A 21,616-nucleotide genomic window follows, 5' to 3' on the forward strand; every position below is an offset into this window, starting at 1 on the left:
AGTTTATACTGTAGGAATCTAATAGCAGGTATCAGTAAATCCATTGAAGATATACCTAAAGAGAATCACAAAGATGCTTATGACTCTATTATTTCAAATAAACGTTTACGCAGCATTAGGATGGATTGGAACACTTTCTTACCTGCTTGCTTATCTTTTATTAAGTGTTAATAAATTGAAATCTACTCAGATCAGTTATCACGCATTAAATATTGTGGGTTCGGTGGGCCTTGTCGCCAATGCCATGCATTATGCAGACCTACCCAATATCGTAGTGAATATAGCGTGGGGAGTAATTGCAATAGTTGCAATCATTGCCTTTAGCAGAAAAAGAGTTAAAGAAAATTAAGTTGCAGTAACGCTTGTTTTTTATATTGATTTAATTTCTTCTTATACTCATCCTTATTAGTAACCAGACTCAAATAATAATAAGCTCCATCTACAATCACAAATATTATATCAGCGGTTAATGCAGGGTCTTTTACCAACAATACACCTTCTTTATTACAATCCTGAATAATTTCTTTCAGGTTACTTCTCAAGCTGTCGAGCAGAACTTTATATTTTTCTTTTACCTTTTTATCTCTGAATACCAGAGAGTAACAACTATATGATACACTATCATCAAATAATGTATTCCATTTATGCGAAAATATATTATCGATTACTTTTAGTAACTTTTTCTTCGGGTCATTATCTAAAGACACCGGTGTTTTGAATATCAACAGATATTTATCAAGAATATATTCAATCAAACCATAAACAAGGTACTCTTTAGTTTTAAAATAATGAATTACTAAGCTGGGATTGATATCTATTAAAGCGGCAGTTTTGGCAATAGAAGCATTCTCTAAACCTTCTTTTTTTGCAATCTTATAAAAAGCATCAATAATTTCTTTTTGTCTGGATGCCTTGATACTTGGTCGTCCCATAAATATAGCTGCGATTTGCGGCAAATATATGATTACTTTTTATTAAAGCATCACAACTTATAAAAAGGTAATCAATTTTTAAATTGAACAACTGTTCAATTTAATACGTAAGAATTTTAATCAAATCACAATATTAAGAAATTGTAATCATTGCATTAATAATATAAAAAGTTTATTGAATGAGTATTCAATAAATTGTTTAATCTGTTGTATTTTTTCATTTTTGCGCCAGCAACTTTAAAACGAACTTTTATTAATCACTCAGACACCATCATTTCTTTTTAAATAATTTCTTTTATGAAATCAACTGCTTTGATTTTTATTTCTTTACTATTACATTTTGTTATGCAGGCACAGGATGTTGCAGTAACGGGTACTGTTCGCTCAGCGAAAGACAGTACGCTCTTGAGCGGAGTTTCCATTGTAACACTGGAAACGTCTAAAGGAACGTCTTCTAATGTTGAAGGAAGATTTAACCTTATCGCTCCTGTAAACAGTACGATTACTTTTTCTTATCTGGGTTACATTTCACAGGAAATAAGAGTAACCAATCAAACAAACATTAATATCTACTTACATCCCGGTTCCGGAAACGAACTCACCGAAGTAGTAGTAACTACAGCATTAGGTATTAAAAAACAACAAAAAACTTTAGGCTATTCCGTTCAGGAAGTAAACGGAGAAACGATGGCCAAAACAAAAACAACTACTGCACTAGGTGCATTAACAGGTAAAGTAGCTGGTTTGAATATTAACAATACAACAGACTTCTTTCAAAGTCCCGGTATTTCGTTAAGAGGCAAACGCCCTTTAATTGTTATTGACGGTATTCCTGATCCGGAAGCTGATGCTTACAAGATCAATGCTGATGATATAGAAAGTATCAGTGTATTAAAAGGTACGGCCGCGGGCGCGTTGTATGGAGCATTAGGTGTAAACGGTGCCATTTTATATACTACTAAAAAAGGCGCCAGAGGTAAAGTAAGTGTAGAATTCAACTCATCTACCATGTTCCAGCCGGGGTATACTGTGATTCCGGAAGTTCAAACTATTTACGGTGGCGGAGACCAGGGTAAATATGCTTATGTGAACGGTTCCGGTGGCGGAACTGAAGGTGGTGGTTGGATCTGGGGACCGAAGTTAGACCAGAGAGATCCTTCAACTCCAAGCGGCTATTATGAAACCACACAGTACGACAGCCCGAGAGATCCGGTAACGGGTCAGCTGATTCCGACTCCTTGGGTATCACGAGGACGTAACAACATTAAGCACTTTTTCCGCACAGGACTTTTATCTACCAATAGCGTTTCAGCTTCAATTGGTTCAGACAGAGGTTCTTTAAGAATGTCTACCAACCACGTCTTTCAGAAAGGAGTTGTTCCGAACACTTCGTTAAACAACTCATCCTTTTCTATCGGCGGTAATTATCGTTTAACGGATAAATTATCAATGGATGCAAAACTTACTTACAACAGAGAATATTCTGATAACTATCCAACAGTAGGTTACGGGCCTCCAAACTATTTGTATAATCTGATTTTATGGATTGGACCGGATGTTGATATCCGCGATCTGGAAAATTACTGGATGCCTGGCCAGGAAGGTTTACAACAAAGAAACTATAACCTTTCATGGTATAATAATCCGCACTTTATCGCCAACGAACTTTTAAACGGTTATAACAAAAGTAATAGTTTCGGACAAGCAACTTTTGATTATAAAGTAAATGACAATTTCTCTATCAAATTCCGTAACGGCTTCAATCAACATTCCACTTTATCAGATTTGAGAGAGCCGAAAAGTTATGTAGCCTATAGCTATATTTCAAGAGGGAACTACTCTACTACTTATTCAAATTACTTTGACATTAACTCTGATCTGATTTTAAATTACAATAAAGAAATCAGTGATCATTTCAAATTCAGCGTTACGGCAGGCGGAGCTAATACGTACAGAAGGTTTGAATCAATGTATACCAGCACCGACGGTTTAACCATTCCTGAATTCTACTCTATCGGCAACTCAATCAATCCTTTGGTAGCCAGAAGTACTTTACAGGAAAGAAGAACATCGAGTTTATACGGAATGTTGGATGTAGAAACTTTAGGCTTTTTATATTTTTCTTTTACAGGCAGATACGACAAAACATCCACCCTTCCTGTAAAAAACAATGCTTACTTCTATCCGTCAGCAGGTGTTTCTGCCGTGTTATCTGATGTATTGAACTTACCAACTGCTATTTCTTTCCTGAAATTACGCGGTTCATGGGCACAGGTAAATACCGGTTTCATCAATAGTGGTAACCCTTATGCTCACCTTACAACCTATCAGATCGGTACTAAGTGGAACAATGTTCCATCATTACGCTGGCCGAACACAGCAATCGATCCGAACCTGGTTCCCGAAACAGTTATGTCAGGTGAATACGGTGCAGCCATCGGATTCTTAAACAACAGAATTTTGTTAGATGTAACTTACTTCAGAAACAAAGACTATAACAACTTTGAAGAAATTCCTTTATCAGAAGCAAGCGGCGCTACTTATCTGTTAAAGAATTCAAACATATACATCAGAAAAGGATGGGAGTTTATGCTGAGTGCTTATCCTGTAAGAAATCAAAACTTCAAATGGGAAACCAGCATCAACCTCAGCAGAGTACATACCTGGCTAAATAAAGCAACTGATAATGCTGACGGATATTACAAATTGGTGAAAGAAGGTCAGAGAATGGATCGCATTTTCATTACCGACTCACGTACGCCAGACGGACAAGCTATTTACAACTCAAACGGTATGCAGGCTTTTGAGCCGGTAGCACAATACTTTGGCCACAGAGATCCGGATTGGATTTACGGTATACAAAATACTTTCAACTACAAAAACCTTTCTTTGAGTTTTTCATTTGACGGACGCCTGGGCGGATTAATCTATTCAACTACCAATCAGAAAATGTGGTGGGGCGGTACAGCCAAAGGAACCGTAACGGCCGATAGAGACGAAGCCAATGCAGGTAACAGTACTTATATAGGACCTGGTGTTGTGGTTACCTCAGGAAGTGTTGAATACGATAAATATGGAAATATTTTATCAGATACCAGACGATTCGAACAGAATACAACACCGGTAAACTATATCAGTTTCATGCAAACTACCAGTGGTAACATGTTAAACAATTACCATTACTATAGCGGTACTTACTTAAAAATGAGAGAACTGGTATTCACTTATAACTTACCGCAAAGATGGACAAAAGGTTTCTTTAATTCAGCATCGCTTTCATTGATTGGTAACAACCTGTTTATTTTATCAAAGATTCCGAACGTTGATCCGGATGCAGAAAGCGATAACCTGCAAACTCCTTCTATGAGAAGCATCGGTTTTAACATCAACCTGAAGTTCTAATTCATCATCATCAATCTATTTAATCTAATAAGATGAAACAATATAAATTTTTATTTCCGGTATTATTGCTGACAGCATTAACGGGATGTAAGAAACTAACAGATTTTCAATCAAACCCCAACAACCCTACAGAAGCTGATCCGGCATTAGGATTAACAGCAATTGAGTTAAATGCCTTCTCTAATATTTCAGCAAATGCTGCTTTGGCATCGAGATATCTGGTATACACTCAAGGAGCAAGTAATGCGCAATATTATGGCTGGCAGCGTGAATCAAGTATGGGTTATGCCAATATTACCCAGGTGGTAAAAATGGAGCAGGAGGCAGCAAAAGTTTCGAAAAAAAATTACAGATATCTTGGTAAATTTTTCCGCGCATATTATGTTGTTTCTATGACACAGCGATTCGGTGACATTCCCTATTCAAGCATGATGAAGGCTATTTCAGAAAATGATGTAACCAGTGCTGAAGCTATCCGGCCATCTTATGACAGTCAGAAGGATATCTATGCAGGCGTTTTAAACGATCTGAAAATTGCCAGCGATTCTTTATCAAATCAGGAAGCTGCCCTGAATGGCGATATCATTTACAATGGTAATGTGGAGCAGTGGAAAAGATTGATTAACTCATTTACCTTACGGATATTAATGAGCCTTTCTAAAAAAGAAGCGGATGCTACACTGAACATCAGGCAGCGTTTTGCAGAAATAGTTTCCAACCCTGCCAGGTATCCTTTACTACAATCGAACGCAGACAACGGTAAATTGACTTACTACGATATCACCGGTAACCAGTATCCATTCTTCAATAATAACTCGATGAAAACGGATTATTATTTAGACAGTACTTTTGTAGATATTTTACGTACACACAATGACCCGCGTTTATTAGTTTTCGGAAAACCAAAACCATCATCTACCCTTCCGCCAACCGACTTCGATGCATATGACGGTTTAAGAGGCAGTGCAACACTTGCTTATAACACGGGTAAAAGAGGAGCAGGTAACGCATCACAAATTCACGACCGTTACGCTTACCATGCTACCAATGAACCCAGTTTATTAATGAGCTACGCCGAACTTCAGTTTATTCTGGCCGAAGCAGTAGTAAGAGGCTGGATCGCCGGAAATGCAGAAACCTTTTATAAAGAAGGTATCAAAGCTTCTATGATTTTCTCTAACTTTAATAATACTTATACCACTGCGGATATCGATAAATTTATAGATCAGCCGTCTATTGCCCTGCAAACCGGCGCTGAAATCGAGCAGATCATCACGCAGAAATATGTAAGTATGTTTATGAATACTGATTGGTTACCTTTCTTTGAACAAAGACGTACCGGTTTCCCGGCATTTGAAACCAACGGAGGAGGTATCTTAAATAACGGACGCATCCCTAAACGTTGGATGTATCCAAATTCAGAATACGAAAACAATGGCACAAATGTAGAAAACGCTGTCAGAGCTCAGTTTAGCGAAGGCGACAATGTAAACGGAGCCATGTGGATTTTACAATAAAGCATCATTTACTTTAAAATTATTCAGATATGAAAAAATTGCTCTTACTGGCTGTATCCATTTACTGTTGTATCGGATTATACGCGCAAAAAACAAAAAAAGCAATTTTTGTGATTGTAGACGGAATTGCTGCAGATGTAATAGAAAGCCAACCTACACCATCTTTAGATAAAATTGCTAAAGCCGGTGGCTATACGCAGGCTTATGTGGGCGGTGAAAAAGACGGTTACTCACAAACCCCTACAATTTCTGCCGTAGGATACAACAGCCTTTTAACCGGAACATGGGTGAACAAACACAATGTGTGGGATAATAATATTGCAAAACCTAACTACAATTACTGGACAATCTTCCGTTTTTTCAAAGAGCAGTATCCTCAAAAGAAAACGGCCATTTTTTCAAGCTGGTTAGATAACAGAACGAAATTAGTGGGTGAAGATTTACCAGAAACGGGTAAATTACAACTCGATCATCACTTTGACGGCTTAGAGCTGGATACGGTAAACTATCCACACGACAAAAAGAGAGACTTCATGCATCGCATTGACGAAGCCGTAACCGATCATGCAGCCGACTATATAAAAAACCAGGCGCCCGATTTATCATGGGTATACTTAGAATATACAGATGATATGGGGCATATGTATGGAGATAGTCCTGAGTATTTTCGTGCAATTGCTTTAATGGATCAGCAGATTGGTCGTTTGTGGAACGCTATCCGGTACCGGGAGGAAAATCATCAGGAAGAATGGGTTATTTATATAACTACAGATCACGGCAGAGATCATTCTACCGGAAAACACCATGGCGGACAGTCAGACAGAGAAAGGAGTACCTGGATCATTACAAATGCCAGAAACCTGAATAATCACTTTAAAAACGAAAAACCGGGCGTCGTAGACATTGCTCCATCTATTGCCAGATTCATGGATATCACTATCCCGCGTAATCAATTAATGGAAATTGACGGTGTTAGTCTGGTAGGACCCGTATCAGCAATACATCCTGACGCTCAATTATCGGAGGGAAAAATAAAAGTAACCTGGAAAGCATTAAAATCAAAAGGTGATGCAAAGATTTGGATTTCAACCACAAATAACTTTAAAGAAGGTGGTAACGATCAATATCAGCTAAAAAAGACAGTTCCATTAAAAAATCAGGAAGCCCTGATTGACATAGCCCCTCAAAGCTCAAAGTTTTACAAAATAGTCATTGAAACACCTGATAACTTTCTGAACCGTTGGGTGATCATTAAATAGTATTTCCGAAAAACCATTGCCCTAAACCGGTAGAAAAATAAAACCCTGTTGAGAAACATTCAACAGGGTTTTATTTTATAAAAAATATTCAAAAAAGATTATTTTTCAAGCAATTAAATATTGCAAAAATCAAAATTTTGAAGTTTCATTTTTTTTAATTAATTTATATAAACAACCCATCCTACAATTTTTACTTAAAACTAAAACCGGTGTTCTTGTCCGTAACTAATTGCAGCTTTTTACCCTAAAAAACTTGCAGATTGGTGATAAACTTGTTGTATGTATGAAGCAGCAGGAACGGTTTTCAGTGCCTGTTAGTTACTAAACTACCCAGAAACAATGAGAGATTCATAAATTGTTTCAAAATACCACTAAAATAGTGGGGAATTAGTAAACTAAAATTAAGATAATTCGTATATTCACAGTCGTTATAACAGAAATGTATAAACCAATATATGTAAAGATACTTTCTCTCTGTAATCTGATAACATACAAAAGCACACATGATTATGATACGCAAGTATCAAAATTTTGAGAGAAGGATGGTTTAATCTTTGGTTAGTAGCAGGGTTATTCATTTTATGAATAACTTCATCATCATTCGCAGCAGAATGAGTGTGGCACATGAGAAAAGTTTATTCGTATGAATAAACTTTTCTTTTTTATCTGATAGCTTTAAAAGCTTTTTCCATTCTTTTTTTGATGATTCGCGGATGGATGTTTAAGGTTTCCGCAATTTCAATGAGAGAGCAACCTTGTAATCTTAGTCCTACAATCAGCTTTTGCTGATGGGTAATTAATACTGACTGATCAACATTTTCAAACAAGTCCTGAAAGTATTTATGATTAGCTTTAGGTGAATATAGATTCAGCGTTTCAAGATCCTGGCTATGATCTTCACCGAACACGTATTCTTCAATCATGTTCTGTACAATAATATCAAAGTATTTCTCAGGATTTTTCAGCTTTTTCAGCAAATGATGGTGAATTCCTACTTTCTGATAAACCCACTGAACAAATACATCTACATCAGCATCTTCACCTAACCACTTGTAAACACTCTTTCTGATTGCCGTAAAATGGTCTAATTTAAAACGCTCATAATTCTCTGTTGAATTACGTAACGTTTCGAGATAATCCACCTTGTATCGACATGTATACACTACCATCGTGCAAATATTCTAATATTGAATTGCATTTGGAAAGCCAAAACCATTCCAATCGGCAATACGGTTAATAATTTTTTTGCTAATTATCAGAAGATATTAGATGTGAAATCAAGAGGATAGGTCTGTTACTGGTGTAAACAAAATAAATTATTTGCATATATACAAGTATTCTTGTCAATTTAACACGGCATTGACAGGAAATACTAACAACCGTTTGTTAGCAAATTAATACCCGTATAAAATTGCATTAATATTCATACCTGCACCAACCGATGCAAACATAATTAAATCGCCTGCAGCTAACTGATGTGGTGAGGATTTGCCTTTTACTACTAAATCCAATAAGGTAGGAACCGTGGCAACAGAGCTGTTTCCCAGCCACTGAATGCACATCGGCATAATATCCTGAGGAGAGTTATCTATATTATACAATTTATAAAAGGCTTTTAAAATGGCTTCATCCATTTTTTCATTTGCCTGATGTATAAATATTTTCTTTAATGAGTTAATCGGCAGGTTTCCTTTATCAAAACAATCCTTCATCGCTAAAGGAACATGCTTTAAAGCATACTCGTATACCTTACGGCCATGCATTTTAATAAAAGTGGTATCCGGATCTGTTGTATTATAGGAAACGCCGTTGAAAATATAATATGCTTCGTCTATTGAGTGTGATTGAACACTATATGCCAATACACCTTTATTGGTATTGCCTACTTCTTCATAATGAAAAATAGTAGCTCCTGCCCCATCGGCAAAAATCATACTGTCGCGGTCAAATTTATCCAGCCTTCTCGACAAAATTTCTGCTCCTATTATTAAAAAAGTTTTTCCGAGACCAGCTTTTGCAAATGCATCTGCCTGTATAACTCCTTGTACCCAACCCGGACATCCAAACAATACATCGTAAGGAATACAGTTTGGATTTTGAATACCCAGCAGGTGCTTTACACGTGACGCCAAAGAAGGAACTGCATCCATCTGAATCGTTCCGGCTTTTGTATCGCCATAATTATGAGCAAGAATAATATAATCTATTTCTTCTTTATTGATACCGGCGTCGGCAATTGCCAACAATGACGCCTCATATGCCATATCTGATGTCACCATGTTATCAGATGCATATCTCCTTTCTTCAATACCGGTAATTTGTTTGAATTTTCGTATAACCGTCGACGATGGTATCTCTAAAGGTTTATCAGTTTCTCCGTAAAAATCATTAGTAAGAAAAGCTTCGTTTGCTTTAATTTCGGAAGGAATGTACGCACCACTACCTTTAATAACCAGTCTGTTCATAATAATATTTAAAAATAATTGCTTGTTTAATAAAGTTAGGGATTTTCGCTTTCTAAACAATTTTTATTTGGTTTCAAAAAAAGTGTTTTAAATCAAATATTTCACTGTTTAACTACTTGTTTCCGTTATTTACCTGTTGCTGGGCTTTCTTTTTATTCGCTCTTTCCGAGGTAACCCCCATGGTAGTTGTAGCTGAATTAAACACAATTCGTACCAGATAATTGAAAATAGATTTATATTTTATCCGGTCAACATACACAGCTTTGTGATGTTTTTTATTATTGTTTTTAATCACGAATGTGTTTGCCAGAATAGTTTTGAAAAACGATTTATTGGGCCTTCCCTTCTGGTTGAGTCTCACTTTCAGCTTCTTATATCTCATAAAAGCCTCACCTGTCGCCGCCTCATTATTACCGGTCACCTGGATAGTCAGCTCCTGCAATAACCCTTTACGAATACCAAAATTTGCAAGCTTATTTAAAGGGTCGTTTAACCGTTTCAGCTCCCCTTCCCCAATAATCATTCTGGCGGTAAAACCGTTATCCATATCCTGATAAGCCTGCTTAAAATACAACCCTACCGGATAATAATTTAACAATTTAGCCTGAGCATCTACCTGTAAACTGTCATTTTCTGTGAAATAAAAGTTCTTTACATTTTTTAAACTACCCGTCAACTGCTCAAAGTGAATTACACCGGTATCTTTTCTATTCCATCCTAATTCACTGTAGGTAGCAGCGGATTGCTGAATTTTTATTTCATTAATGGTAAACGCTGTATTCAATTTCCGTAGTGTCTCAACCGGTAAGTTTTTATAAGTAACCGTATCCAACGGCGCATGTTTGTCTCTATAAGCCTGCAGGTTCATGTTATTTATTGACAGGGTGGTGGCGCGTGTCCACCATTCCTCATGCTGTTTCCACCAATGTAACCCGTCAACTTTTAATTTTGGAATCCGGCAAACAATATAATCTTTCTGATAGCGGAGTGTTTTTAAAAACTCTGTCAGTGAAACGGAAGGTTGATAATTAAACTCGTAAATATTCAGTGTTTGATTGGGTGCGAAATAGGATAAACTGTCCCATTCAATAATATAATCCTTTTCAGCAAATGACGAAGGACCGATAATTGCAGAAAATTGCGGATTGTTACTCAATGCTTCAAACGGATCTAACCATTCGTTTTGTAACCATAGTGAATAATACCTTCCTTCTGATATCAGTAAATTGCCATCATCTAAACCGATCGATCCGATTTCAACACCTTTATGTTCCAGCTTATTCAGATAGGCTTTCCACTGCCATTGGGTTTTACCAAATGCTTTGTTGATTTCTATATTCCTCAGGTCGGCTCTGATAGGTTGCGACAGATAGGTAAAGTCTATACCAAATGATTCGTTAATGGTTATATCATTTCCGTTTAATAATACTGTTTGAATATTCACATCCACCTCTTTGTCCAGCTTCATAAATGCCTTCCGGATACTCAGACTATCTGTTTTAGAGGTACTGTTTCTTTTCCAGGTTATATTGTCGATGCGGTTGGCATAATGATCGTGATAAGTAATAAACGGATTCAGCAGTACTAATTCATTAAAGAAAAATTCTATGGTATCTTTTTGAGCAACCGAAGAATCCTTGATTTTAGGATATTTATTGTAAATGACAGTCGGTTCATACAATGCCAGTCGTTTTACTTCAAATTTTTTGTTCTTCAGGTTTGTATTTCCCGGCATGAAGTCGATTTCATCTGCCAATACCTTTAAAGTATCGGGGCGGTTATAAAAGGTAAATTCCAGTTTCTTGAATTTTGATGCCTGATGGTCGCTGATTTCAAACTCACTGGTAAACACGCTGAGATTTTCATCATAAATATTCAACCCTTTACCCACTGCATCCACCTGTTGTATTTTAAAGATTTTTTCTTCGTTTACTTCCAGATTAAAAGCATTGATCTGTTGAATAAACCCGCCAATATTTTGTTGATATTCGAGGTTAAAAGAGGTGTTCTGCCCCTGGATATAATTAATAAATACACTGATCGGAAAAGGTCTATCCTGCTGGGCTCCTTTCGTATAATCAATACTTCCCCTCTCCCATTTAAGTGAGTCTAACTGCAGAAAAGAGTTCAGTTCGTCAAAGTAAGGATGGTGTAACCAAACTTTATGTGCTTCAATATTTAACTGAGAAGTAGTATCCAGCAGAAATAAAGAATCAATGTGAAAGTAAGTATCCTCCGGATTATAAACCACATTGTATGCATTCAGGTTTAGCCCGGCCGCTGCAACCGTTCCCTGGTCAAACTGAAAAGCTTCTACTGCCGACTCAATCATGCTGGATGATTGTGCACGCAACAATTCATCAATACTTACCTTACAATTTACATTATCGAAAAGAAAAGAAGTATTATTAAACGAGTGAATGGCCAGGCTTCCGTCTACCACTTTTATATTATCCATATACATAAACTGCCTGATATCACTAAATACCTCATAAACAGATTTAGAATTACCTTTTGTGTTTTTTACGTATTGGTTAAAATAAAGATCCGGTTGGTACAACGTTGCATTTTTAGCATGCAATTGCTGATTCGTCAATAAATCTTCCCAATTCAGGTCATTCAGTACAAACTGGGGAATTTTATATCTTTCTTTAACGTTACTGCTTTTATAACTGTTCACCCGGAGATTTGATAATACTACAGACCGGTTTACAAACTTGATACTGTCAAACTTAAACTGATACAACGAGTCTGCCGTATAACTTGTATAATCTCTTAATGCCATTTCAAAACGTTCAATTTCAAAAGGCCTTTTACCTTTTGACCTGATACTTAAATTCTGAATGGCAATATCATCTCCTTTCGTAGAAAAATCAGATTCTTTTCCGTTTTTGTTTGTTTTCAGTTTGGTAGACAGGTTATCAATACCTACAAATCTCAGGTCAATATCTGCTCCCAGTGAAGAGAAAATTGAATCGAGAGGAGACTGATTGGGTTTAGCGTTTAAATCGAGCTTTAAATCGAGCAATGCATTTTTACCGTACATACTGTCTGCCGTAATAAAGTCATTCAGGTAAAGCTCATTAAAATCTATACCGGTTAGCCGGAGTGTATCAAAGTGAAGATCTATATCACCTTTCGTTTTGTTTTTGTGAACATTAGCGATGGTACAACTATCCAGCTGAATAAATTTATTCTGCGTACCGATACTAAGTTTTTTAAACAACAGTTGATACTTTCCATCCGGGAAAATAAGGTTCTGATCGAATGTTTCGAAGTAAATATTATCGCTGAACAGCAATTGATCTTTATCGGCTTTTTCAGGATTAAAGTTATCAATCTGTAAATTAAACTGAGACAAATGAATTGACACGGGTATTGAGTCAGTAGCCTGAATGAGAGTAAAAGATCCGTTCCGGAGATAAAAATTATCGACCTGAACTGCTTTTAATCCGTCCTGAATGGAAGAAAATACATTTCCGGCCTCCGCTGAAAGATTAGAAGATTCTTTCTTTTGCTCTCCACTTGTTTCTACCACTATACGGGGTTTGAATAACATTATTTCGTTAATGGAAATTTCTTCTTTCAGCACCAGTCCTAATACATCTGTCATTTTCAAAGACAGTTCTTCTATAAAAAAGTCATATTTCGTTACGTCTCCACTACGGTCGGTGTTATAAAGATGTGAATTGGCGAGTAAAACGGTATTTTTAAACCACTTCAGTTTAACCTTCGTTACTTTCAGCGCAACGGTACCGTTTGATTTTTCATGTACCAGTTCTTCCAGAATAGCAGAAGCATGTCGTACAGCGTATTGGTACAACACAAACCCTATTAAAAAAAGTGCCAGTAAGCTAATGAGGGTTATTTTATGCCATTTCTTTAAGTGGAAGTATCTTTTAAGCATAACTGATACTTCTAATTTACAATTTTTTCTGTGGTATATCCATTAATTGCAACCATTATTTTGGAAACTCCTTCTCTGGGAAAAGTATATACCAATAAAGAAGAAGATACAAAACTGTCAACATCCACTGACACATTCTCGCTCAGCTGTACCTGTAACACACCGCCCTCCTGTTCAGCTTTTTTAACAGTGAAAGTAGTACGATGACCGGAAGGTTTTCCTGCCACTAATAATACCCACTCATTCTCAAAGTCTATTTTTCTGAATACACTTCCCATCGTGGCAGCCGGGTGCAAATAACTGTCAAACGCTGACTGGGTCTGTATTACCTCCACCAGATAACGATCGGTAATTTCGATTGAACCGGGAACGAAGTAATTTTTTAATTGTTCGCCCTGTACTTTTGGAGTTAATTCATTGGATAGGATATGAATTTTGGTCGAATCGTCTGTTGTGGAAGACCGATTCTGACAACTTGCAATAACACCCATTGCCACCGTTGTAATCAATAACCTTTTGTTCATAACCTTGTTTTAAATATCTTCTGCAAAATCAAGACCCGCTATTCTGCTTTTTCCTTCTGTACTACCACTACGAGGTCAGACAAATCTACTGTAAGAGGAATTAACCCTAACTGTACTACTGCTTTCTTGCCCCGTATTTCTTTCACTTCTCCTACCTGATGGTTTTGTTTCATTAACACTTTCACACCAACTTCAATTATTCCTTCAGCCTCCTCGTATTTTTTATTAATCTTTTTCTGAGCCTTCTCATTTTTTTGCTGCTGTTGTTGTTTAAAGAGCAGCAGTTGGAAAGATTTCATCAAATTCAGTTTATCCTCATCACTGGTAGCTTTTCTCCAGTCTCCCACCATCTGCCTCAATTTTCTTTCCATATCTTTCAGATAGGCAATTCTATCTTCCGTTACTTTATTCTGCTGTTTTAACAGTTCAATCTGTTGATGGTGTTTCTCTTTTTTAATGAGTGATTCCATATCACGCTTTAAACGTTCATTATCTTTCAAGAGCGCATTTAGTTTGGTTTCTTTGTCAGTTAAAGACCTCAAATCCTGTTCCGCTTTATTCAACAGGTGGTCGAGCTTAAAATGAGAATCGTCTACCATTTTTTTGGCACGATTAATCAAAGACTTATCTAATCCGATTCTTTCAGCAATAGAGAAAGTATAAGAACTACCTGGTTTTCCGATAATGAGTTTATATAAAGGTAATAGAGATTCTTCATCAAAGGCCATTGCACCGTTTACAATACCGGGCGTTTTATTCGCCATCACTTTCAGGTTGAGATAGTGTGTAGTAACAATTCCCATGGCGTGTTTTTTTCCCAGTTCTTCCATGATTACTTCAGCAAAAGCACCACCCAGGTTAGGATCGGAACCACTTCCCAGTTCATCGATAAAAAATAAGGTTTTTCCGTTGGCATTTTCGATAAAATATTTCATATTCTTCAGGTGTGAAGAATAGGTACTCAGTTCAAATTCGAGGCTTTGTGTATCACCGATATGAATCATCAGTTGTTTGAATACGCCCATTTGTGAGTAAGGGTTCACTGGTACGAGTAGTCCGCTTTGCAACATTAACTGCAATAGGCCGACTGTTTTCATGGTAACGGTTTTACCCCCGGCGTTCGGACCCGATATTACCAGTATTCTTTGTTGTGCATCCAGCTTTACATCTACCGGAATGGTGGTTTTATTCGACTTTCTGTTATAAAGAAGCAGTAAGGGGTGATAAGCTTTTATCAGCTCAACATGTGCTTTGTCGTGCAGGGTCGGAAAAACACCATCCATATCAGCAGCCAGTTTTGCTTTAGCTCTGATAAAATCAAAAAGCCCTACAATTTCGAGATATGTTTTCAGCAAGGGCGAGTATATACCTAAACGGGCGGTTAACTCACGGAGAATTCTATAAACTTCACGACTTTCTTCGTTTTCAAGAGCAAAGATTTCGTTATTCAGTTCAATCGTTTCTTCCGGCTCGATAAACGCGGTTTTACGTGTGTCTGACTCGCCATGCAAAATACCTTTGATCTGTCGTTTTTGTTCAGCAAAAACGGCTACAACTCTTCTGCCATTCAGAAATGCCTCTTCAATATCCGCTACATAACCCTGTTTGCCGAGCCTTTGCAGAATTCTGTCAAACGCCCTTCTGAGCTCGTTTCTACGCTTATAAAGATTGAGCCTGATTTTAGCGAGGTCGTCAGAAGCATTGTCTTTCACTTGTCCGCTTTCATCAATCACTTCATCGATTAAGCCGATAATTGCTTTTTCGTAGTAAGTATTTTCAATTACTCTGGTAAGGGCCGGGTAAGCTTCTCTTCTTTCGTTATCAAACCATCTGAAAATTTGCTGAAGGGCATCCGCCAGACGTCTGACATCAACAAACTGATCTTCAGAAAGGACGGCTCCGGGAATACTTAATAATTTAATTTCTTTTTCCAGGTTAGCAATTTCTTCCTGCGGGAAATACAGACCATGCCCGGTTAGCAGCAAAAACTCATGGGTTTGCTGCAGTTCCAGCTCGATAAACGAGCGCTGGGTGTGTACGCGCAGATTGGCCGCCTTATTTTTAGCATAAACCGTTCGGCAATATGCTTCCAGTAAAGCTTTGATTTTGTCGAATTCTAACTGAACTAAAGTTGACTCCGGAAATAATTTCATAAAATTCCATCCTTTATATGAACCGCTCCTAAAATTTGCAAATTTACGCTCTTTAATTTTGTTTATTTTAACGTAGATCTTTAAAATTTAGGTAATTTGTCGTTTAGGCAACAAATTTTATACAGTTTTGTTTTTTATTGTAAAGAAGTCTTATGAATAAATTAATTAATAACATCGTATGGTGCTGTTTTTTAATGGTATTCATGAGTTGCCATTCACAAAAACCAGCGAATTTGAGTATGAATCAAGAGCACTTAGACACTGCCACCTTTGCAAACGGATGTTTTTGGTGTACAGAAGCTATTTTTCAGGATTTAAAGGGCGTCTATTCTGTTAAAAGCGGATATACAGGGGGCCATTTAAAAAATCCGACCTATGAACAGGTTTGTAACGGAACAACGGGTCACGCTGAATGTTTACAAATAGCGTATGACTCAAGCGTAATCAGTTTTGATGAGCTGTTAGAGGTGTTTTGGGCAACGCATGATCCGACCACATTAAACCGCCAGGGAAACGATGTTGGAACACAATACAGATCCGGTGTATTTTACCATAACGAAGCGCAACGGCAGAAAGCGGAAAGTTATAAAAAGCAACTGGATGCTGCCGGAGCCTGGGACAAACCTATCGTAACAGAGATTACCGCGTTTGAACATTTCTGGCCCGCTGAAAATTATCACGACAATTACTACAAACAAAATCAGGCCCAGCCGTATTGTTATTTTGTAATTCGTCCGAAAATGGAGAAATTTAGAGAAGTTTTTAAAGATAAGCTTAAATAACAACCAACCGTTTATGAGAAAAATTGCCTTATTAGCCATCCTATGTGCAGTAGTTGCCATTGGCTATTCTCAACCCCTCAACCAAAAAACTACCTTTACGATGCAGGATACGCTGAGAGGTAGCATCGGCGAGCACAGAGCCTGGTGGGATGTTGAGCACTATAACATTGAGTTCGAAGCGAACGAAGCCGAAAAATCGATCAGAGGATTTAATGAAATCACCTTCAACGTTCTGGCGCCGGGTAAAAAAATGCAGATTGACCTGCAGGAGCCGATGGAAATCACTAAAGCCGAGTGGAACAAAAAATCACTTCCATTTACCAGAAACGGAAATGTATATTATATCGAGTTTCCTAAAGACTTAAAAAAAGGAAGCAAAGAAAAAATTAAACTAAGTTATTCCGGTAACCCGCGTATTGCAAAAAGAGCACCCTGGGATGGCGGATTAGTCTTTGCAAAAGACGATCAGGGCCGCCCATGGATTACCATTGCCTGTCAGGGCCTGGGAGCGAGTGTTTGGTTACCGATTAAAGATCACCAAAGTGAAGAACCTAACAAAGGCGCTGATATCACGATTATCGTTCCAAACGATTTAGTGGGCGTTTCAAACGGCCGTTTAATCAGCGAAAAGAAAGTAGATGCCAACCGTAAAGCTTACCACTGGAGAGTGGTAAACCCTATCAATTCCTATAACATTATTCCTTATATCGGACATTATGTTCATTTCGGTGAAAAGTATCAGGGTGAAAAAGGCGTACTGGATTTAGATTACTGGGTGTTAGACTACAACCTGGAGAAAGCAAAAAAACAGTTTGAGCAGGTAAAACCAATGATGAAATGTTTTGAAGAGTGGATGGGAGCATATCCTTTTTATGAAGACAGCTATAAACTGGTAGAAAGTTCACACCTGGGTATGGAACACCAAAGTGCTGTTGCCTATGGTAACAAATATCAGAACGGTTATTTAGGAAGAGATATGTCTGGAAGCGGTTTCGGTGCTAAATGGGACTATATCATCATCCATGAAACCGGCCATGAATGGTTTGGTAATAATATCACTTCTTTTGACATCGCTGATATGTGGGTACATGAAGGATTTACAACTTATACAGAAGTAATCTATACAGAGTGCCAGTCTGGTGCTGAAGGTGCCAACGCCTACGTAAAAGGTTTAAGAAGAGGAATTGGTAACAGAACTCCGATCATCGGACAATACGGTGTAAACAAAGAAGGTTCAGGTGATATGTACTCAAAAGGTGCAAACATCATTCATACCATCAGACAATTATTCCCTAACACTGAAGAATTCAAAAAATTCTTACGTGGTATCTACACTGAATATTATCATAAGAATGCCACCACTCAGAATATTGAAAATGCATTCAGCAAAGCGGTTAACTTTGACTTAAGCAAAGTATTTGACCACTACCTGAGAAGCACTGGTATTCCTGAATTAGAGTATTATGTAGAAAACGGTAAATTCAGTTATCGTTGGACTAAAGTAAACGAAGGCTTTAATTTACCCGTTCAGTTCAGAGGAAAATGGGTAAAAGATTTACCGGGTAGCACTACATGGCAGTCAGTTGACTTCCCTGCTGATGTAAATATCGACGACGTTACTATTAATGATTTAATGTATGTAACCGGTAAAAAAGTAAAATAAACCCATTCAATTGAGTAATTCCATACAAAGAATCAGACAACAAAGTATTCTTTCATCCATCGTAGTTTACATAGGTTTTGCTTTAGGATTTTTAAATACCTATTTATTTACTATCGAAGGAGGTTTTACTCAGGAACAATACGGTTTAACAGGAATTTTTATTGCAATTGCCAACATCATGCTTTCTTTTTCAAATCTGGGCATGTTGGTGTATGTATATAAATTTCATCCATATTATAAAACCCACCTGGCTCCATCTAAAAATGATATGTTTTTTATATCGTTAGTAGTGAGCGGGGTGGGTTTCTTAATTATTCTGATCTCAGCCTTTATCTTCAAAGATCTGGTAGTTCAGAAATATTCAACACATTCGCCGGATTTTGTAAAATACTACCGATTTCTTTTTCCTTTCGGATACGGCTTAACGCTTTACTCTCTGCTTGAAGCATTTGCCTGGCAATTTGAACGTTCGGTACTCACCCATTTTTTCAGAGAGGTCATATTCAGATTGCTCACTACCCTATTAATTGTTTTAACTTACCGGCATATTATTGAGTCGTTTGACCTGTTCATCAAAATTTATTCTTTCACCTATTTAGGTATAGCCATCTTGTTGGGAGGATACTTGTTGTATACCAAAAAAATTTACATTTATCCCAAAATATCAAAACTGACCCATCGGTTAAAAAAACAGATCATCACACTATGTGCATTCTTATGGAGTGGAAGCCTGATCTTTAACCTGTCTCAATTTTTCGACACGATCGTGATCGCATCAGTCGTAAAAGATGGCTTAAAAGCAACTGCAGTGTATACCCTCGCTCAGAATATCAGCAGCCTGGTTCAGGCGCCACAAAGAGCTTTACAGGCAGCAGTTATTCCTCATTTTTCTACTGCGTGGAAAGATAAAAATCCGTCACAAATTCAATTAATTTACCAGCGTGGTTCAATCAATCAGTTGTTATTTTCGGTAGGTATGTTTGCCTTGATATGGATGAACTTTACCGAAGCGATCAATACATTTCACTTAAAGACAGCTTATATTGATGCGAAGAATATTTTTTTATTCATCGGTTTAATGCGCATAATAGAAATGACGTTTGGTTTAAGCAGCCAGATTATTTCAACTTCAGTTTACTGGAGATTTGATTTTTTTACAGGAATTATTTTACTGTCGTTAGCACTGCCGTTAAATTACTTTCTGGCAAAAGAATGGGGCGCTATCGGCCCCGCTATTTCTAACCTCATTGCTTTTTCAATTTATTTTGCAATAAGATTTACATTCTTATACAAAAAGTTTGGCATTCAACCACTCACTATACAATCGCTCTATATTCTTATAGTTGGAATTTGCTGTTACTGCATAGCCTTGTATCCAACCCAAACCATTAGTGGTTTTTACGGAATAATATTAAGGTCACTCATTTTTGTTTCAACCTATATTGTTTTGGCTTACCGGATAAAAATCAGTGAAGACCTTAATTATTATATCAATAAGTGCTTACGCGTATTTCAGTAGTTTCTGAAATGATTTTTCGGTAATGTGATAGTCAGCCATTTCAATTAATAGCTTTTCTTTACTATTAAAAGCTACGCCCATACCTGCCACTTCCACCATATCGATATCATTGGCACTGTCGCCGATGGCAATGGTGTTAGCAACCGCAATATTATATTCGTGACATATATAATGAAGCGCATTTGCCTTGCTAAAAACAGGTTTAGGATTTTCCCAATTCTGATAAAAGAAATAAGAAGGTATACTTACTTCTCCTGTAACCCTGCCTTCAATTAATTCGAGGTTATTCGCCAAAGCAAAGTCTGCTCCTATGTGCGATTTGACATAATTTGTTATAAACTGATAACTATCAGAAATAATACCTACCACATATCCTTTTGATTTGAGCTCTTTAACAACATCTACAATATCATCAATCATTGGTATTTCATGAACGATGGCTAAAAGTTCGGTAATTGACCTTCCTTTCAGTAGCAGGGCCACTTGTTTCGTTCGGGTATTGGGTTCAAGAGATGATTCACGAAGCTTTTTGAGTTCGTCTTCAAATCCAAATTTTTTAGCACAGGTATCAATAAAACGGCCTTGAAGAATAGTATCATCCATATCAAATGCCGCCAGTTTTTTTAAAGAGAATTGATTATTCATTAATGCATCTTCTAATGATTCTGAAATAACGTGAATGGTTTGCAGTTCGTCTAAGGTTACTAAATTACCTTTTCTTAAAATTGCTTTATTGATAATAGCTTTCGCCACCTCACCACTCATCTTTCCGAGCATATGCCAGGGTTTACTTTTATTTTCGATATAACCGATGTTCACCTCCTTCATTTTTGCATGCATCAGGTGAGCGTCAATTAAAATGCCGATATCCACTCCATAGTCACTTACCAGGTGTAGCTTTTGTAAAAACTCTTTACTACCGGCAATCATGCCGCTAAGTGGTTGAGAAAAGATACTTAACTCGGGATAAAATATCTGTAACAAGGGTTTTGCTACCAGTTCGGTAACACGCCCTGCATTTCTGCTGAAACTGGCTTTTATCAGTTCAAAACCCTCTTTCAGAATAGGTTCAGTAAGCAGATAAATAGTTTGGGCGGGATAAGGATCAATATCACCATCCAGAAAAACGATACAATTATTAGTGGCTGCCATAATACCTTCTTTCATTGAAATACCTTTTCCTAACCGGGTACTGTCAATTACTTTTGCACCTGCTTCCAAAGCAAAGTTTTTAGTATTATCTACACTGGCATCATCAATAACAATTACTTCAGTTACTCCTTTTGATTGAAATGCAAATCTCACTACATTTCCAATTGTTTTTTCTTCATTCAATGCGGGAATAACCACTGAAATCATACGCGAATAATTTTTAAAAGTGAAGAGATATAGAAGGAGAAGCCTTTAAAGATACGATTTTTTACTAATGTCTCCAAGAGCATAATAAACAGAACCCGGGTTTTAATATGTATCTACCTGAAAGATAGTATATT

General features: G+C 37.2%; 14 protein-coding genes. 7 read left to right on the forward strand and 7 right to left on the reverse strand.

Annotated elements, in window-relative coordinates; genetic code table 11:
- The first annotated feature begins 79 nt into the window (after window positions 1-79).
- The gene (locus tag D9O48_RS17130; RefSeq protein ID WP_126974221.1) at window positions 80-349 is read left to right on the forward strand and encodes a CBU_0592 family membrane protein; all 270 of its coding nucleotides are present in this window, start codon (window positions 80-82) and stop codon (window positions 347-349) included.
- Here D9O48_RS17130 and D9O48_RS17135 read toward each other — a convergent pair.
- Entirely contained in the window at window positions 336-932 is a 597-nt protein-coding gene (locus D9O48_RS17135; RefSeq protein ID WP_126974222.1) for a TetR/AcrR family transcriptional regulator, read from the reverse strand. The genes D9O48_RS17130 and D9O48_RS17135 overlap by 14 nt on opposite strands.
- 297 nt (window positions 933-1,229) lie before the next feature.
- Between D9O48_RS17135 and D9O48_RS17140 the strand changes: the two genes are divergently transcribed.
- From D9O48_RS17140 to D9O48_RS17150, 3 genes are read left to right on the forward strand one after another with little or no spacing between them, the layout of a single operon-like run.
- Complete coding sequence (locus D9O48_RS17140) at window positions 1,230-4,334, forward strand: SusC/RagA family TonB-linked outer membrane protein (protein WP_126974223.1); 3,105 nt, start codon at window positions 1,230-1,232, stop codon at window positions 4,332-4,334.
- 32 nt (window positions 4,335-4,366) lie between these two features.
- Window positions 4,367-5,851: a SusD/RagB family nutrient-binding outer membrane lipoprotein gene (locus D9O48_RS17145; RefSeq protein WP_126974224.1), complete on the forward strand. Its 1,485-nt coding sequence runs from the start codon at window positions 4,367-4,369 to the stop codon at window positions 5,849-5,851.
- 29 nt (window positions 5,852-5,880) lie between these two features.
- Window positions 5,881-7,110 carry an alkaline phosphatase family protein gene (locus D9O48_RS17150; RefSeq protein WP_126974225.1) on the forward strand — a complete coding sequence of 410 codons (1,230 nt, stop codon included), beginning with the start codon at window positions 5,881-5,883 and terminating at the stop codon, window positions 7,108-7,110.
- A 662-nt stretch (window positions 7,111-7,772) separates the two neighbouring features.
- On the opposite strand, the gene D9O48_RS17155 is transcribed toward D9O48_RS17150, so the two are convergent.
- From D9O48_RS17155 to D9O48_RS17175, 5 genes are all read right to left on the reverse strand, one after another.
- A complete protein-coding gene (locus D9O48_RS17155) occupies window positions 7,773-8,279 on the reverse strand; it encodes a sigma-70 RNA polymerase sigma factor region 4 domain-containing protein (RefSeq protein WP_126974226.1) in 507 nt (168 codons plus the stop codon).
- 225 nt (window positions 8,280-8,504) lie between these two features.
- Window positions 8,505-9,575, reverse strand: a complete 1,071-nt coding sequence (locus D9O48_RS17160; RefSeq protein ID WP_126974227.1) for a 3-oxoacyl-ACP synthase III family protein — start codon at window positions 9,573-9,575, stop codon at window positions 8,505-8,507.
- A 112-nt stretch (window positions 9,576-9,687) separates the two neighbouring features.
- Window positions 9,688-13,482: an AsmA family protein gene (locus D9O48_RS17165; RefSeq protein WP_126974228.1), complete on the reverse strand. Its 3,795-nt coding sequence runs from the start codon at window positions 13,480-13,482 to the stop codon at window positions 9,688-9,690.
- A gap of 11 nt (window positions 13,483-13,493) precedes the next feature.
- Window positions 13,494-14,006, reverse strand: coding sequence for a hypothetical protein (locus D9O48_RS17170; protein WP_126974229.1), 513 nt, complete (start codon window positions 14,004-14,006; stop codon window positions 13,494-13,496).
- A 38-nt stretch (window positions 14,007-14,044) separates the two neighbouring features.
- On the reverse strand, window positions 14,045-16,159 hold the full coding sequence (locus D9O48_RS17175) for an endonuclease MutS2 (protein WP_126974230.1): 2,115 nt from the start codon (window positions 16,157-16,159) through the stop codon (window positions 14,045-14,047).
- Between the two features lie 239 nt (window positions 16,160-16,398).
- On the opposite strand from D9O48_RS17175, the gene msrA reads away from it, so the two are divergent.
- From msrA to D9O48_RS17190, 3 genes are read left to right on the forward strand one after another with little or no spacing between them, the layout of a single operon-like run.
- A complete protein-coding gene (gene msrA, locus D9O48_RS17180; RefSeq protein WP_126974231.1) occupies window positions 16,399-16,941 on the forward strand; it encodes a peptide-methionine (S)-S-oxide reductase MsrA in 543 nt (180 codons plus the stop codon).
- A gap of 13 nt (window positions 16,942-16,954) precedes the next feature.
- On the forward strand, window positions 16,955-18,604 hold the full coding sequence (locus tag D9O48_RS17185; protein WP_126974232.1) for a M1 family metallopeptidase: 1,650 nt from the start codon (window positions 16,955-16,957) through the stop codon (window positions 18,602-18,604).
- 10 nt (window positions 18,605-18,614) lie between these two features.
- Window positions 18,615-20,123, forward strand: a complete 1,509-nt coding sequence (locus D9O48_RS17190) for an MATE family efflux transporter (protein ID WP_126974233.1) — start codon at window positions 18,615-18,617, stop codon at window positions 20,121-20,123.
- On the opposite strand, the gene D9O48_RS17195 is transcribed toward D9O48_RS17190, so the two are convergent.
- Window positions 20,106-21,482 carry an HAD-IB family phosphatase gene (locus D9O48_RS17195; RefSeq protein WP_126974234.1) on the reverse strand — a complete coding sequence of 459 codons (1,377 nt, stop codon included), beginning with the start codon at window positions 21,480-21,482 and terminating at the stop codon, window positions 20,106-20,108. The two genes, D9O48_RS17190 and D9O48_RS17195, sit on opposite strands and share 18 nt — an antisense overlap.
- Window positions 21,483-21,616 lie beyond the last annotated feature (134 nt).

Source organism: Gynurincola endophyticus (assembly GCF_003991195.1).
Taxonomy (GTDB): Bacteria; Bacteroidota; Bacteroidia; order Chitinophagales; family Chitinophagaceae; genus Gynurincola; species Gynurincola endophyticus.

Coding starts and splice junctions, on each gene's coding strand:
- D9O48_RS17130 (WP_126974221.1), top strand. CDS start 80: ATGACTCTATTATTTCAAATAAACGTTTACGCAGCATTAGGATGGATT.
- D9O48_RS17135 (WP_126974222.1), bottom strand. CDS start 932: ATGGGACGACCAAGTATCAAGGCATCCAGACAAAAAGAAATTATTGAT.
- D9O48_RS17140 (WP_126974223.1), top strand. CDS start 1,230: ATGAAATCAACTGCTTTGATTTTTATTTCTTTACTATTACATTTTGTT.
- D9O48_RS17145 (WP_126974224.1), top strand. CDS start 4,367: ATGAAACAATATAAATTTTTATTTCCGGTATTATTGCTGACAGCATTA.
- D9O48_RS17150 (WP_126974225.1), top strand. CDS start 5,881: ATGAAAAAATTGCTCTTACTGGCTGTATCCATTTACTGTTGTATCGGA.
- D9O48_RS17155 (WP_126974226.1), bottom strand. CDS start 8,279: ATGGTAGTGTATACATGTCGATACAAGGTGGATTATCTCGAAACGTTA.
- D9O48_RS17160 (WP_126974227.1), bottom strand. CDS start 9,575: ATGAACAGACTGGTTATTAAAGGTAGTGGTGCGTACATTCCTTCCGAA.
- D9O48_RS17165 (WP_126974228.1), bottom strand. CDS start 13,482: ATGCTTAAAAGATACTTCCACTTAAAGAAATGGCATAAAATAACCCTC.
- D9O48_RS17170 (WP_126974229.1), bottom strand. CDS start 14,006: ATGAACAAAAGGTTATTGATTACAACGGTGGCAATGGGTGTTATTGCA.
- D9O48_RS17175 (WP_126974230.1), bottom strand. CDS start 16,159: ATGAAATTATTTCCGGAGTCAACTTTAGTTCAGTTAGAATTCGACAAA.
- msrA (WP_126974231.1), top strand. CDS start 16,399: ATGAATCAAGAGCACTTAGACACTGCCACCTTTGCAAACGGATGTTTT.
- D9O48_RS17185 (WP_126974232.1), top strand. CDS start 16,955: ATGAGAAAAATTGCCTTATTAGCCATCCTATGTGCAGTAGTTGCCATT.
- D9O48_RS17195 (WP_126974234.1), bottom strand. CDS start 21,482: ATGATTTCAGTGGTTATTCCCGCATTGAATGAAGAAAAAACAATTGGA.